The 15783-nt window shown below is 49.7% G+C and carries 13 protein-coding genes; 5 read left to right on the plus strand and 8 right to left on the minus strand.

The window, feature by feature from the left end:
• Window positions 1–93: 93 nt before the first annotated feature.
• From DQG23_RS27730 to DQG23_RS27750, 5 genes are all read right to left on the minus strand, one after another.
• Complete coding sequence (locus DQG23_RS27730) at window positions 94–654, minus strand: NUDIX hydrolase (RefSeq protein ID WP_113034299.1); 561 nt, start codon at window positions 652–654, stop codon at window positions 94–96.
• A gap of 930 nt (window positions 655–1584) precedes the next feature.
• The gene (locus DQG23_RS27735) at window positions 1585–2286 is read right to left on the minus strand and encodes a class I SAM-dependent methyltransferase (protein WP_113034300.1); all 702 of its coding nucleotides are present in this window, start codon (window positions 2284–2286) and stop codon (window positions 1585–1587) included.
• Window positions 2287–2486: 200 nt separating this feature from the next.
• Window positions 2487–4163 carry an AraC family transcriptional regulator gene (locus tag DQG23_RS27740; protein WP_113034301.1) on the minus strand — a complete coding sequence of 559 codons (1677 nt, stop codon included), beginning with the start codon at window positions 4161–4163 and terminating at the stop codon, window positions 2487–2489.
• Window positions 4164–4293: 130 nt separating this feature from the next.
• Window positions 4294–5250, minus strand: a complete 957-nt coding sequence (locus DQG23_RS27745; protein ID WP_113034302.1) for an ABC transporter substrate-binding protein — start codon at window positions 5248–5250, stop codon at window positions 4294–4296.
• 308 nt (window positions 5251–5558) lie between these two features.
• Window positions 5559–6380: a sugar phosphate isomerase/epimerase family protein gene (locus DQG23_RS27750; RefSeq protein WP_113034303.1), complete on the minus strand. Its 822-nt coding sequence runs from the start codon at window positions 6378–6380 to the stop codon at window positions 5559–5561.
• Between the two features lie 223 nt (window positions 6381–6603).
• On the opposite strand from DQG23_RS27750, the gene DQG23_RS27755 reads away from it, so the two are divergent.
• The gene (locus DQG23_RS27755; protein ID WP_158560723.1) at window positions 6604–7488 is read left to right on the plus strand and encodes an AraC family transcriptional regulator; all 885 of its coding nucleotides are present in this window, start codon (window positions 6604–6606) and stop codon (window positions 7486–7488) included.
• Window positions 7489–7569: 81 nt separating this feature from the next.
• Here DQG23_RS27755 and DQG23_RS27760 read toward each other — a convergent pair whose 3' ends face one another.
• Window positions 7570–8157, minus strand: a complete 588-nt coding sequence (locus DQG23_RS27760; RefSeq protein WP_113034305.1) for an NAD(P)H-dependent oxidoreductase — start codon at window positions 8155–8157, stop codon at window positions 7570–7572.
• A gap of 118 nt (window positions 8158–8275) precedes the next feature.
• Here DQG23_RS27760 and DQG23_RS27765 point away from each other — a divergent pair, with 118 nt between their 5' ends.
• Together DQG23_RS27765 and DQG23_RS27770 are read left to right on the plus strand one after the other, a co-directional pair.
• Entirely contained in the window at window positions 8276–8704 is a 429-nt protein-coding gene (locus DQG23_RS27765; RefSeq protein ID WP_113034306.1) for a MarR family winged helix-turn-helix transcriptional regulator, read from the plus strand.
• Window positions 8705–8913: 209 nt separating this feature from the next.
• Window positions 8914–9780 carry an AraC family transcriptional regulator gene (locus DQG23_RS27770; protein WP_192894648.1) on the plus strand — a complete coding sequence of 289 codons (867 nt, stop codon included), beginning with the start codon at window positions 8914–8916 and terminating at the stop codon, window positions 9778–9780.
• A 163-nt stretch (window positions 9781–9943) separates the two neighbouring features.
• Here DQG23_RS27770 and DQG23_RS27775 read toward each other — a convergent pair whose 3' ends face one another.
• Window positions 9944–10882 carry an aminoglycoside phosphotransferase family protein gene (locus tag DQG23_RS27775; RefSeq protein WP_238178072.1) on the minus strand — a complete coding sequence of 313 codons (939 nt, stop codon included), beginning with the start codon at window positions 10880–10882 and terminating at the stop codon, window positions 9944–9946.
• 156 nt (window positions 10883–11038) lie between these two features.
• On the opposite strand from DQG23_RS27775, the gene DQG23_RS27780 reads away from it, so the two are divergent.
• Window positions 11039–11647, plus strand: a complete 609-nt coding sequence (locus tag DQG23_RS27780) for a zinc dependent phospholipase C family protein (protein ID WP_113034422.1) — start codon at window positions 11039–11041, stop codon at window positions 11645–11647.
• Between the two features lie 634 nt (window positions 11648–12281).
• Window positions 12282–13643, plus strand: coding sequence for a catalase (locus DQG23_RS27785; protein WP_113034309.1), 1362 nt, complete (start codon window positions 12282–12284; stop codon window positions 13641–13643).
• A gap of 401 nt (window positions 13644–14044) precedes the next feature.
• Here DQG23_RS27785 and DQG23_RS27795 read toward each other — a convergent pair whose 3' ends face one another.
• Entirely contained in the window at window positions 14045–15745 is a 1701-nt protein-coding gene (locus DQG23_RS27795) for an SGNH/GDSL hydrolase family protein (RefSeq protein ID WP_113034311.1), read from the minus strand.
• Window positions 15746–15783 lie beyond the last annotated feature (38 nt).

Genomic DNA, 15783 nt, shown 5'->3' on the forward strand with positions numbered 1-15783 from the left:
TACAAAAAAAAGGTACCCACAGTCTGGACACTTTTTCAAAGTGTCCAGACTGTGGGTACCAGTGTATTTTGACCGTCAGCTTTCTTATTATTATTAGTCTGCCGCGGCATCCCTTCGACGAATATCGTTTGCCAGCTCGTATAGTTCCGCTAAATCCGGTCTGCCCGTCGCGAGAAAATTTTGTTTGGCTTCCTGCAAGGTCATCGCCTCGACTGCCGCCACCTTCTCGCCGTCCTCCGGAATTACCGGTGCGGATATAAGCTGCACATCGCCGTATCCGACGACCCGATAATACACGGGATGAGGCAAATGAGGCCGGTAAGGGTTTTCGGCTGATGAAATAAATTTCCATGCTCCGAAAACCTTAATCGGGGCGACCAGCCTTGCCCCGGCTTCCTCTATAAGCTCACGCTCGATAGCAGCTTTATAGCTCTCATTCGCTTCCAACGTACCCCCGGGAATCTCCCAATTGCCGTTGTCCAGCCTGATTAAGACGCACTTGTCTTCAATAAAGGGTACGATATTTACATTGCTTATCAATCGTTCGGGCGGTATTTCCTCGTATACGTCAAAATCCGAAACACTTTTCCCCCAATCATATGTACCGAAAAGATTCGGGTATTTTTGCTTATACACGGACGTTTCCGCTCCCATTCAACATCCCTCCATCATTTGACTCTTATTTCGTGAAGCGATGCCATTCGATCACCACGACTCTCGCCTCCGTTAAAGTTTCAAAACACCCCTTTATGTCGAAAAAGCGGCTGTGGCGGCTGTTAGAGAAGAGCACTCGCTTTGAATCCCGCTGACCAAGCTTACACGTGCTGGTTCCCCGCCAGCAAGGATTATCACTTTGTCACCCAAACTATGGTGTCCATTTCTTCCGCCCCTTCTAGTACCCGCGGAATCGCGGTAAAGCTAGGTCCGGATAGCTGTTTATTTCAATAATATGGCCGTCAGGATCTCTTATCCCAAATTCCCGATATGGGCCATTCGTTCCCATACCATATACTACGATTTCCCCTACGTCATACTTCTTGTATTTCAAAGTCGAATGAAGCTCGTCAATATCTGACGTTTTAAAACTTAGAACAGCAGATTCTTGATCATTAAGGGAGAACTACTACGGATAAGGGCCATCATAATGAGGAAAAAATTACTATTCGTGAGGCAAACCTCACTATTCCAAATCGAAAACCCGTGTTTCGGTAAGGTAATGAGGCAAATGCAACTATTAGTGAGTCAAACGAAATTGATAGTTGCGTTTGCCTCACTAAGGGGCGGGAACGAGCATTTTACCTGCGAAATAGTGAGGACAGCCTCATGAACAATAAGATTTTCTCCACTAATCGCACGGTTCGTGCATAACCATTACGATATCCGTGTTTACTATCGTAACCAGGTCATCACTCCCTAGTTTTAGACTTGATGGCGTACTAGCGGAACAATTCCTCTATTAACGCAGCCTAGGATCCAGTCCGGATTACAGAGCACACAGTCGATCGCGGCACTATTCACTGCACTTACTCCTTCTTGCAACAGTGGCCACACCGTAAGGCATTCGTTCGCCTTCAACCGGCAAAACTATTTCCGAGCCTTCACGATCAGAAAATGAGGATTCTTATTAATCCGCTCATACCAGGGTTCGTCCTTAAATTCCGGGCTTGGCTGCGGCTCGACGATTCGATCGATAATAAAACGCTCCGATGTTCTATTCAATATTTCTTGCAGCGGCCTTCGATAGAAGGTGACCTCCACCGGACCGGCTTCTTTTTTGTTCCAAACTTCAGATAATAACTCCCGGGCGAAGTAGTCCGACCTATCAAAACTCTTAAAATCCATAAACGGATGATGCACGGAAAAAATCAGGCTTCCCTCCGGCTTCATCACGCGGTGGAATTCACAAAAGACCGGCGCCCAATCTTCAATATAATGAAGGGTTAGTGAACTTACGATAAGGTCGAACGACTCGTCGTCAAAAGGGAGCGGTTCCGTTAGATCGCAAGCGAATACCGTCGCTTTATCGCCGACCCGCCTTTTGGAGGCTTCGACCATTTGGGGGCTCAGATCAATGGCTGTAACTTGAGCGCCCATCCTAATAAATTGCTCCGTATACCATCCGGCGGCGCAGCCCGCATCGAGGACTGAAAGCCGATTCATGTCTTGCGGCAGAAGACTTATCATCGCCGGCCGTTCGTAATATGCGTTATACGCGCTCTGCGTGTCGACATGCTTCTCGTAATCTTTCGCTAATTTAGCGTAAGCTTCGATCACCTTATCCTTCATTGTCTTCGTCCCTCTTCCATCAAGGAGTCCATACAACGAAATCCATCCTTGGAATACGCATTAATAGCCTCGAAAACAACCCATTCGTTCGAAAATTTCTCACGAACCTCTTGCCATTGCATATCGCCGCCTCCAAAAACAGATATTTCTATATGAAGTAAGTATACCATACCCTCTTCCTTCAAATTTCTTGAAACTGCTCAGCCAAGCAAACGCGATTTAATGATCTCGAGCTGATCATCCAGCGAATAAGGGTCCTCGAAGGCAAAGCGATACGGATTGCAAAAAAATGCGCGGCCTTCCCGGACTGCCGGCAGGCTTTGCCATAACTCATGCTTGGTCAATACCGAGCAATCGCCATACATGGATACAAAAATATAATCGCCGGCATACGCAGGCAAAGCGGACAGCGGAATTTCTATACTGAGCTTTTCTTCGTTCAGCTCGTTGCGCAGCAATACAGGGGCGGGGAGCTGCAAGGCACGGTACATGCTGAAGCTTCCATATCCTGCATAATGGCCTTGAACAAACAGTTTTCCATCCAAAAATAACAAATTTGTTATGCTATAGTCGTGGCCAAGCTTAGCCTGAATTTGTGTCCGCGCTTGCTCGGTACGCCATTTGTAATCTTCGATCCATTGCTCGGCCATATCCGATTTTCCAAGCACCTTGCCGAGCAAGCTGTACTTCTCCAGCGGATCGGTGCTGGCGTACGGAATAAGTATCGTCGGTGCAATTTGCTTGAGTTGTTCGTACTGGCGTTCATTTTGCGTCACGATCAGATCCGGTTGAAGCTGGGAGACAAGGGGCAGGCTTATCGGAAAGCCTTCCCCAATATCGGTGATTTCGCTTAATTTGCTGTTATGGCGTTGAGTATCCGCAAGAAAATGAGGCTGGAGCATATTCGATCGAACGCCAACCGGAATGATGCCGAGCTTCAGCAATTGCCCCATGTACTGATCGGCAACGATACGCTCCGGAGTCGAATGCAGGGTGGCGATTTGCAGCTGGCGGTGCTTGTTGCGGGCATATTGGCGCGGGGACTGGCCAACCGTCTGCTTGAAGCGGCGGTTAAAATAAAATTCATCCCGGTAGCCGACCATTCTGGATATATCGGATAAATGGCCGCCCGTCAGCAGCAGTTGTTTGGCATGGTGAATGCGCAGCTCAGTCAAATAATCCGTAACGCTGCTATTCGTCAGCTTGCGAAATAGATCGGTGAACTGCCGGCGGCTCATCCTTGCCTCGCTTGCCAGCTTGTCGACCGTAATATTCTCATGATAAGCCGTACGCATATAGTCAATGGCCCGTTCGACGGCTTTCTTGCGATCCTGCTCTTTGCCGGTATGCAAACCGCGCTCCAACAAAATCAGCATCATGCATTCCTGAACATGCATATGATTGGCCAGCTGCTGCAACGGATCGGTGCTGTTTCGATTCTGATTCAGTTGATCGAGACTTCGGGACAATCGCTGTGAAGACACTTTCCACACCGTGTTATGGGGAAACAGCTCCAAACATGTCGACAGCGCCGACGCCGGCAGCACATCGTTCTTGCCGTCCGGAACACCGACGCTTTGCACGGTATAGGAGAGCATATAACACTCGGCAAGGCTTTCTTCAGCGCCGGCCAGTACAATTGCGGTTTCCGGAGCAAGCGAAACAAGCTCCCCCTGTTGCAAATGCAGGTTCTCCTGCCGATCGGCATGACTCACCGTGACAGTCAGGCTGCCTCTTGTATTCGCTATCAGCATCGGCTGCTCCGTTACAAAATCGATGCGGCCGGATTGTTCAAGAAACCGCTGCCGCTGCATGCCGCAAAGCATAAAGGAGATCGAACGCGGTGCGCGCCCAAGCTGTTCAGACCATTCGCCCATCTATTTTCCCTTCTTCCGCTTCTTCCTCACTTGCTTTCACGAGTCGTTTTTTGCTCCTCTTATCATACAAAAACAAGCCCGTTATCCTCAAGATCGGGAACGGGCATTCGAATCTATGAGATTTAGCCAATTACTTGGCTCCTGTCAACAAATTGGCGATCACGTCAAGCTGGGCTTCCAAGGAATACGGATCGTCCATTGCGAAAATTTTGGAGTCGTAAAAATAAACCTGATTGTTTTTGACGGCAGGCGTGCTTTTCCAGAAGTCGCTTTCGAGCAATTCTTTCGCCTTCGCTTCGTTAACAACCGTAATAAAAGCATGGTCACCCATATATTCAGGAACCGCTTCTAGCGACAGCTCGGCGCTCCCCATATCTTTATTTCGCAAATCGTTTGCTTTGTCAGTCGGCTTCAGCTTCAACGCATCATAGATCATATAACCGCCGTATGCGCCATTCGGGCCAAATACAAAGACGTTTTTTTCGAACACCGCCATAACCGATACGGTTTGTCCTTCTTTCAACTTGCCGGAGGCGTAGATTTTGTCGCGTGCGCTCGTTAATGCTTTCTGAAACTGTTCGATCCACTTGTTCGCCTCGGCGGTTTTATCGAATAACTCGGCGATTTTCAGGAATTTATCCATTGGTGTTGTAAAACTCTTCGACCAGTATGGAATGTTGACCGTTGGAGCAATTTTGCTGTATTGTTCCTGATTGTTCGGGAGCGCGCTGATGATCAAATCCGGATCGAGCGAAGCAAGCTTTTCCAAATTAAGCGGAAAACCTCCCAAGTCTTCGATTCCGGTCAATATGTCCTTATCAAGCTTCGCGTAAGGAATCCATTCCTCTTTCAGCATATTCTCGCGTACGGCGATAGGTTTGATGCCTAGTTTAATAAGATGGCCCATATGCTGATCGGAAGCGACGCGCAGCGGCTTGACGGGAACATCCGTGACCCCCGCATCATGCGTGAAGGAACGTGTAGGGACGGAGGCGTCTTTTTCCTGTTTGCTGCCGCAGGCGGAGAGCAGAAGCAAAACGATGCAAAGCAGGCTTATTCTTGCAGCAGCAGTACGGATCAAATTCATGTTTTGATACCCCTTTTTTTAAATGATAATGATAATTACTATCACTGATTATAAGGAACTGCCGTTAACGGCTCAATGGAAAAACAGGTGCTTTTTTTGTACTTTTGAGCACGCTAAGACATTCTGCAACCATCGTTAATAAATTTGTCGCCGACTTCGCTGCAAACGATTTGACCCCGTTGTTTACACTTATAAGTTCTTACAGTTTGAAAAAAAAGAACCGTCAGCGATCCTGACGGTTCTTCCAGTCTTGATATTCCTCTATCCGCGCTTCGAGACTATATGAACGCAAGCCTCAACTCGTTCCCCTACGCTCCATACCAAAGCTTCAGATCGCTTACCGTCTGCAAAATATCCTTCCGCTGCTCCTCGCCGGATATTTCACGTTCGATAATGTATTCGCCGGTGAAGCCTATTTCTTTAAGCTTGGTTATGAATGCCGGAAAATTCACCTTCCCCGTACCTGCCCGCACCTCTTCGCCCAGCCTGTCGCCGTCGGTCGGATACAGCCCATCCTTCACATGAATATTGCGCACATAGGAACCGATCGTGTCAAGCGCGTCAATCGGATTGCCTTTGCCGTACAAAATCAGATTCGCAGGGTCCAGGTTAATGCCCAAATTGGAGGTTCCTACCCGCTGAATGGTACGCAGCAGCACGATCGGCGTTTCTTGCCCGGTTTCGAACCAGAAGCCGATACCTTTGCTTTCGCAATATTCCGCCACCTCGCGTATAGCCTCGACAACCTTCGGATATTCCGGGTCGGTCATGTTCTCGGGAATAAATCCGCAGTGGGTGATGATTGCAGGCGCGCCGATCCATACCGCAAAATCCGCCCATCCCTTAAGCGCCGCGATCCGTTCCTCGCGATACTGCTCCGGCACGAGCCCCAGCGTGACCGGTCCCTCCGTAAAATTCCACACCGCCGGCCCGGGAACGCCCGCCCAAACCGCGCAAATGCGAACATTCGCTTCTTTTGCTTCTTTTACTACGCGCTCGGCCACCTCAGGCGTACAGCTCCCGCGGTCCCACCCGCAAAGCTGACACACAGGCAAGCCATAATCGCTGACTACCTGAAACATGTTGCCCTCAGTTTTTACGTTAAGCAGATGAATGACGCCAATATCCATGATAAGTGCCTCCCATTCGAATAATTTGCGATTATGCGACTTGCGTATTTTATGATTATGCAGTTGAACGAAACATCAGGCCCAAAGGAATACAGGCCGACAGTCACACTATATCGTTTCGTCCATTCGTTGGATTTAGCAAATGCACCCGTTAATTTGCACTTTTATTTGCATTATCGAACCGATAATTTATACTTTATTTATATCGAAGGGAGATATGACGATGGACTTTATACCTTACAGACTTAGCGAACAACTTGTCGTTAACGACATATACACCTGTTTCTATTTCGAGATGTCCAATCGTCAGCATTATAACGGAGAAAGCCATGATTTTTGGGAATTGGTCTACGTGGATAAAGGCGAAGTGAACGCGGATACCCAATCCGGCTACTACCGGCTCAATCAGGGCAATATTCTCATCCATAGTCCTAACGAGTATCATCAGCTGGAGAGCACCGGTAAAAAAGCGCCGAATTTGTTCATAGTCACCTTCCGCTGCGATAACGAGGCGATGACCTTTTTTGACGAGCATAAGCTGTTCCGCATCGGACATGCCGAGCATGCCGTGCTGGCGCGCTTAATGAAGGAAAGTCAGAGTTCCTTCGGCTTGAATCTGTACCCGATCATACCTAAAGAAAATACGCCGTTCGCCGCAGAGCAGCTTTTCAAAATTTACTTGGAGCAGCTTCTTATTTTGATCATACGCAATGGTCCTTCGGACAAGCCGCAAGCCCCTTTGTTGTCGACTACAACCGAAAATCAAAGCACGCATCTGAGCAAGCGGATCATCGACTATATCGAACGAAATTTGTCAGGCAAAATAACGTCGGACGACTTGAGCGCACAATTCAGCATAAGCAAAACGCAGATGAACATCCAATTCAAGCGTACGGTCGGGGTCGGGATCAACGCTTACGTCAATCGATTAAAAATCGAGCGCGCCAAAACATACATCCGCGAGGAACTGTACAATTTGACGGAAATATCGGATCTGCTCGGATACAGCAGCCTCCATTATTTTTCGCGGGCTTTCAAAAATTCGGTCGGCATGACGCCCTCGGAATATGCCAGAACAATTAAAGCAAGGAACGAGTCCATGTCTTAGGTTCGTCTGCAAACAAAAAGCGCCCGTTCGCAAAGAACTTCGGCGCCATGCCTTACTCCTCTATTAAGCTACCTGCAACTCTTAACCGGCGACCGCTTTAAAATAGTTGTATATTTTGTTCAGCTTTTCTTTATGCTTGCCCCGCGGACTCTCCATGCTGCCGAACTCGAAAAACTTCACTTTTTTGATGCCTACGTAGTTGAACAGCGCTTTGCGCATTAATACTTTGTGGGCGTTATTGAGCCAAAACAAAGGATAAAACGCCGGCCCCATCATAGTCGAAACGCAAACGACCGACTTCCCCTTCAACAAACCTTCCGGCAAAAGCTTGCCCGTATCTTTGTACGCGAATCCCGAGGCAAACATTTGGTCGATATATCCGAGCAGCATCGCCGGAGGACGGCCCCACCAGATCGGATAAACGAAAACGATTTTGTCCGCCCACAAAAGCTGCTCCCTGTATTTAGCAAGATCGGGATCCGTATGTATATCTCTCCTCCGCTTCTTTTCATTAAAAACTAGAACCGGATTGAAGCCCTCCTCGTATAAATCCAATACTTTGATCTCGCCGATATTGCCGTTCTCCTTGCCGCCCGAAATAACTTCCTGCAAAAATGCATAGCTTAAGCTCTGATGATTAGGATGCGTATAAATGACCAGCATATTCATTTTGAAAACCCCTTACTTATCATTTGATAACTAAAAGGTAACACATCTCTTTTTTAGTTGTCAAATGATAATTGTATTTTGATAATATCTTTGTTATGGTGACTGTAGGGGTGATCTTGTGGACAAACACGCATTATTCCAAAAATTCGTGGCATTTACTTCCGCTATGCATCAAATAACCAATGAGATGACCAAAGATGTCAAAATAGACGCGATTACGCCTCTCCAATATAAAATTCTTGAATACTTAGCGGTCAGTCCGCCCGTGACGCTTAGCGATATCAGCGAATGCATGCATATGTCCATGCCGAATACGAGCCGCGAGCTGAAAAAGCTGACCGACAAGCAGCTATGCGAGAAGCTTGCCGACGACAAAGACAAGCGCAAGCAGTATATTCGGCTGTCAACGGCGGGGGAAGTGATGATGCACGAAGCTTTTCGGCGCGTAGAAACCCGATTTGACGAACGAATCGCAAAGCTTTCCGAGGAAGATTTGAAGGAAGTCGAGCACGCGCTCGATGTTCTTCATTCAAAAGTGTTTTTTTGAGTAAACTTGAGACTGACATGCTGCACGTTGTGACAAAGAGGAGTCGATCGCTTCGAAGCGGAAGCCGGGCGGGCAAATCGATGTACAGTTAAGAAGCGGCTGAAGCGCTTAGACCGTGCAGAACGCCGACCTGTTCGCAGAGAGCACGAAATGACAGGACTGCCCTTTATTGGGGTGATAGGATGAGAAGCATAAGGTGGAGATGCGAATTGGAATGGTTCAATCGGATGAAAGATGCGCTGGATTTGATGGAGCGGAACATGGAGGGCCGGCTGGATATCGAGGAAATCGCGAAGGCGGCGTATTCGTCCCCCTTTCATTTTCAGCGCATGTTCCAAATGCTGACCGGCATGACTGTCGCCGAGTACATGCGCAAACGCAAATTAACGTTAGCGGCGCAAGAGCTTGCGTTATCGTCCTCCAAGGTGATCGATGTCTCGTTTAAATACGGCTACGAATCGCCGGAAGCCTTCGCCAAGGCGTTTCGCAAAGTCCACGGCATCTCGCCCTCCGAAGCCCGCAGTCCTGGAGTCAGCCTGAAGGCCTTCCCCCGCATCTCCTTCCACCTATCGCTGAAGGGAGACAAAGATATGGATTATCGCATTGTAGAGCAAGAAGCGTTTAACGTTATCGGGAAGACGATTCGAACCACATGCCAGGACAATCAGCAAACCCGGGACATTCCGGTATTATGGGGTGCTTGCCATCAAGACGGCACCGTCGCCAAGCTTGCTTCCATCGGGAAAGACAACAATGTGCTTGGCATAACGCTGGATATGCAGACAGGCAAGGATGAATTTACGTACATGGTCGCGAGTCAAACCGAAGCCGATGCGGCATCCCTTGCAGAGGGGCTCGCCTCCGCCACGATTCTCGCCTCCACATGGGTGGTTTTCACTTCCGTAGGACCGGCACCCTCAGCCATTCAGAACACATTTTGCCGCATCTATCAGGAATGGTTCCCGGCTACAGGCTACGAGCATTCCGGCGGTCCCGAGATGGAAGTTTATTTGCCGGGAGATGTGATGGCCGAAGACTACCGGTGCGAGATTTGGATTCCCATTGTGAAAAAATAAACCATTGTCGCGAACAGGATAAACAGCTTAAGCCTTCCTGGTATGGGGATAAAGCGGCTTCGTAAGCATATTCTAAAGGACTGGCGCGTTTGCCGTAAGCACTTGTTACGTGAAACCTATAAATGAGGGGCGGACCTCCTGTCGGGTCCGCCCTTTTTCCCGGTTAAAAGCCGGGTTTATACTCGCTGTACCACTTAGGCACCGTTAACTCGAAATTGCTGTGGTCATCCATTACTTTGTTGATCTTCCTCAGCATCTCGTCCAGTTCATCCCGCTTTACCTTCAAGATCCATACGACAGACGAAACAAGCGTCATGCCTAAATAGAGCGAATAAAGCCGCCAAAACTCGTCGCCGGGACTTGTACGGTTATGATACCCCTGAATTTGACCGACGGCAAAAGGCACGCTGACTTCCGCGCTGAACATGCCGACTTTCAAGAATTCATGAATCGGATCTCCCCAATCGTACCTGTTGAAATCGATGACGCCTGAAAGCTTCCCGTCCTTAACGATAAGATTTCCGATATGGAAATCGTCATGTTGATAAAGATTAGGTCTCCCCTTCATCAGATGCAAATTGTCATCAATAAAGGACAAAAACTTCTCGTCGTTTGGTATTGAAACTCCGCATTCGGCATACTCCTTCCGGTACCGGCGATGCTTGGCGGCCGTTCTTTCCTCCCAAGACTTCATGTCGTCGGGACAGCTGACCTGATGAATCTTCAGCAGCTCCAGGCCCGCTTCTACGCCAATGTTGAATTGCTCTTCTTCCGTTAGGAGAGGCAGCTCTTCCGATGCTTCATTTCCTTCCAGGTAAGAGACGATCATGTAGCCGAGCTCCAGTTCCGGCAGAACCCCGATTTCGATGGGTCTGGAGCATGTCACGTCATGCTTTTCCATATGCTTAAGACTGTTATACTCCAGTCTCTTGGCTGGATCCCGGTCGATGCCGTACGTTCTTAAAATGTATTGGGGACGTCCATCGCTGGCATATACGATGTATTTGGCGTCACTGGAGTATCCCTTGTGTATGCGTTCAAGCTTGGAACTGCCGCATAGGAGAGGTATCCCTTTGCGAAACTGTTCGTATTCATTCACCATGCCGGTCACGGTTATCCCTTCTTTCCGTTTATCATTCGTGACTTATATATATAAAACTGATAAACTCGGTTTATCAGAATTTACCAAATAGGCTAGAAAATATTCAATCGAAAGAGCACAATAGGCATAGAGATCATTCGAAGGGTGAGGATGGTTTTGGGTTCAAGAATCATGCACTTGATTATCGCTAATCGAATAGCGGAACGCCTTTCCATTAAAGATAAAGCGGCATTTTTGATTGGCGGCGTCGCCCCGGATGCGGTTTCGACTAAAGACGCGTCGCACTTTTTTAAGGGTGACCATCAAGACTACTCCCGATTTATCGACTATAAAGGATTTTGGGATACCTATCGCTCGCAAGCGAAAAATCATTACATACTGGGATATTTTACGCATTTAATCGCCGATGATATGTGGCTGCAAGGTTTTTATATTCCATGGCTGAGAAACAGAATGGAAGCCGATCAAGAGCTCTATCCTTTATACCATAATGATTTTCGGCTGCTGAATGGAAAACTATTGGAATACTATAATTGTACGGATGAATTGAAACAAGCGCTCGTTAATCCGCCGACAGTCTGCGACATAGAAGAAGTGAAGTCCAAAGACGTCGAAGCTTTTATACCTTCCGTATTGGGAGATATGGAGTACGATCAGGAAGTCTTACATGCAAAGCTAAATGTATTTACCTTCAATCAGATCGTCGGTTATATTGAGACGTCGGTTAATAAGGGAGTTTTGAATATACAATCGATCCTTGCCTAGTAAACTGGGGACTTTCCTTCTGCACCGCGCGCAGCCCCCATCGCCCGGTGGGGCGATACGTGCTGGCAGTCAACCGCACTATGCTGTTTTTAGAGGCCATCCTTTGCGGGAGGTCTTTTTTGTTGTATACAATTACGATTCGGGGAATGGAATTGCCGCACTTATTATTTCATCCTATTGATCGTGCCGCGTCAGCCCCATGAGCCACGGTGGTCTAACTGGAAAACATCCATCTAATTTTCCATATTTGCAGATTTTCACACTACTAAATGGAAAACCTCCATCTAATTTTTGACTTCTGAGCCCCAAATGGGACTTTTCAAAAAATTAACTTCAGTTTTTCCAGTTAAACTTAATTTTTACCCCTTCTATGCAAAATTAGCTGTATGTTTTCCATTAAGGCAGCTGCTTTTATCCATTAGCGGAGCAAAAGACAAAGACCTGCCCAGCCATACTTAACGCCTTCGTTCGTCTATCCGGTAACTTTCGCTGTTTAACGCCTTGCATAGAAGCAGTTTGACAGACCAACCGGCCCCTATTGGACAATGCGCTGTCACTGTCATATTCGCCTGAAAGCTCAGCATACCTTGTATATATCCAAAACATTCACATGCCTGGCATAGGAGGCAGAGAGATGAACGAGAACAAACGAACTCGCCCTAACAAATGGTCGGGGGATGCACCGGCGACTCTTCATTCGCAGACCGTGGGCGAGCGGGGCCCCGTATTGGAGCAGGACAGCGTGCTGCATGAAACGCTGGAAACATTCATCCACGCGAAATTGTTGGAAAGACCCGTTCACGTCAAAGGCTATGGCGCATTCGGCTACTTTCAGACCGTGCATGCCATGACGGCTTACACGCAGCTTTGCTTCTTGCAAAATCCGGGGCAGCAGGTCCCCGTCGCGGTAAGATTCTCCTTAGCCGTCAGCAACAAAGGCACGCCGGATACTTCCCGAAACGTGCGCGGCTTCGCCACCAAGTTTTATACGGATCAAGGCGTGTTCGATCTTGTCTGCAACCACATCCCCGTGTTCCTAGTCCGAGACGCCATCCGCTTTCCCGAGTCGATCAAGGCCTTCCTGCCTTCGCCCGTCAACAATCTCCTCGATCCGGAACGATTTTGGAGCTTTATCGCCCGAGCTCCGGAAGCCACGAACTTTCTCGTCCGGCTTTACTCCGACGCAGGCACCGTCAAAAGCCTTCGCCACATCCCGGGCCACAGCGTTAATACATACGTCTGGAAAAACGCGCAAGGCGTCCGCACTTACGTGAAATATCATTGGCTGCCGCTTGCCGGCGTGCAGTATATAAACCGTCAGGAATCAGCCCGGCTAGCTTGCGAGAATCCGGATTATGCCGGCAAAGATTTATTCGATACGCTGAATGCTGGCAAAACGGTTGAATACGGGCTTTACGTGCAGCTGATGAATCCCCAAGACGAATCCTTTCTGCCTTATGACCCGCTGGACGACACTAAGGTATGGGATGAACGGCAATATCCTTTGCTTCCGGTCGGGAGATTGGTGTTAAACCGCAATCCGGACAACTATATGGAGCAGGTAGAAAAGCTGGCTTTCTCCCCAACCAACCTGCTGGAAGGCGCCGAGCTGTCGGACGACAAAATGCTGCAGGGACGCGCCAATATTTATTGGGATTCGCAGCGGCGGCGGCTTGGTCCGGATTTCCGCAAAATTCCGATCAACCATCAGCAGAACTGGACGCCCGATTCCGTTGTGACAAGCGGCGGCGGACGATTCGTGGAAGGACGCCTCGTGCGGTCCGACTTGCCCAAGCAAGACGACTTCGCGCAGGCCGGGCAGTATTATCATGCTCTTGCGCCATTGCAGCAAGAACACTTGGTAGAAAACCTGGCCGCCGATCTTGCCGGCATATCTCTCGAAACGCAAAACATCGTGCTCGGCTACCTGTACCAGGCATCCGCCGAGCTTGGAGAACGCGTCGCCCGAAACATCCAAACGCAAGCCAAAGGATAAAAGCGTCATTTCCCAAATACCACCATCCGTCTTCTACCGCTTCTTTGGCGTAGTTCTTGGATAGAGAAAAGCAGACTTTGCAGACAAAACTTGCCGTTACTTACGATACGGTTCTCCGCGCTATACGGCAAGTTTACGGCTCTAAAGCTTTGACCGGCCCCTTTCGCCGATTCACCTGAGAAGGTTTTGGTTACAAGCTCGTCAAACGCCGATTCTTCCTCTTGGTCGCGGTATACTTTCCTAAGCAAACAAAAGCCCGCATTAGCTCGTAAGCCAATCGGGCTTCCTGTGTTTACAAATGAACAATTAGCATGATGTGCGAAACATATTGCTTCCTCCAAAAAACACCGGCCTAGCGCGGCCGTTTCTCTTTCCTTAGTGGGCTTCATCCCGCTTCTATGCTACTGCCCAAGCTTACCCGCCGTCCAGCGGACGAACACATCCGCCAGTAGTTGATCCCAGCGCGTACCGTCAATTGCCGTATTCAAATACGGATGATTGATCATATTTTCCTTCAGCTCCGTCATAAAATAGAGCCCCCTCCGTTCGAGCTCGCAGAAATGGTCGTACATCCCAACAAACACGGCGCCCTTCTTCCGCGCCGTTTCGCGATGAAGCTCGTAAACACGTTCGAACTGCGCCGGGCTGTAGTGCGGCAGGAACATCGGGTTTCCTCCGTTTCCGGCGACGATCACGACAAGCGCCAGCGGATTATGCTCGCGCACCCAATCGATGATGCCGGTCATCGCCGCGTCGATGTCATCGCTTTGACAGCCGGTATCGTTGATCATGTATTCGATAAAAACGATGTCATACGGGTCTCCGACCGAACGGGTCCGTTTTACATGGGAAATGCCGTGAACGGACGAATGTCCGCCGTCGGCCGCATTGGCGTACTCAATCCGTTTGCCGGGCAGAAGCCCGCCAAGCCGCTTCGCGATTAACAGCGGCCAGTCTCCGCCATACGTCGTGCTCTCTCCGAGAAAGCAGAGCCGGATATTACGCTTGCCGGCCAGCGCTTTCCACCATTCGGCGTTTGCCGCATCGTTCTCTTCGATCGGTACCTCGTTTGCGGCCGCTCCAATGGTCAATTCCCGCCCGCGTACATCCATAATATTCGCGGGGAACGTATGGACCTTCGCCTTCCGCAGCTGCGGGAAGTCGGCCAGCAGCCGCCTCCACGGGAGCCTGACCCGCCAATAAACCGGCAGGCCGTCTTCGCGCGCCACGGGCAAATCCACCTCGCCGTTACCGTTTAGAGGCTGTACAAGCCCCCGTCCCGCCGCGCTTCCGTAAGCGCAATCTGCCGTTCGCACGACGACCTTCCCGCCTCCGGCATTTGTGCTGTCCGAAGAACCGGCTTTGCTGCACCCTACCTTATCTTCGCCACATGACTCGACCTCATACGTGCGCGGCCGCCAGTCGAGATGGCGACACTCCCACTCGAAGCCCTTGGTCGTCTGCCATGCTCGCCCGTCCGTCTCCTTGTATTCCACGAGACTCTGGCGCTCATATACCGCTTCGGCTCCCCACGGGACGAATACGGAAGCGAGAACTGCCGCATCATGCGGAGGCACAGGCAGATCAGGCAGCAGCAAGTTCGTTTCATCGCCATACCGCCAATCGCCCTCAACCGCCCGGAATCGCCCTTCGGCATCCACACAGATCAGTATATATCTGCACGTGTAGACGTCATAATCGAGCCGTACGATATCCCCTACCTTCAACCGTCCGCCGGGCTTAGCTTTTACCGATCCCCAATAATCGTCGAATACGTAATCCTTATCCTGCTCATACTCGGTCAGCCCTTCGGACGAACGCACACGCAGCGTTCCCGGCATCCGCATTTGATACGGCTTGAAGTTCGAGCCGCGCCTCCCGCTCCAATCCCAGCCGCATGGAGATGCTTCGCCTTGGCGCTCGAGCGTATAATAATGATTGCGCAGCTGCAGCAAAGGCGGCGGCGTCAAAACCAGCCGTTCGACACCCGGTACTCCCATTCGCCTGCCGTACGCCTCGATGACCCCTGGACTGACTGAAACCGCTAACCCGGCCGGTGCCGTCTGGGATACGCGCAAGCCTTCTACCCACTTTACTGCCATGTGACTTCCCCTCCCTTATTTCCGCCGAAAGACCGCGA

It is taken from the genome of Paenibacillus contaminans (assembly GCF_003285015.1).
Lineage (GTDB): Bacteria > Bacillota > Bacilli > Paenibacillales > NBRC-103111 > Paenibacillus_V > Paenibacillus_V contaminans.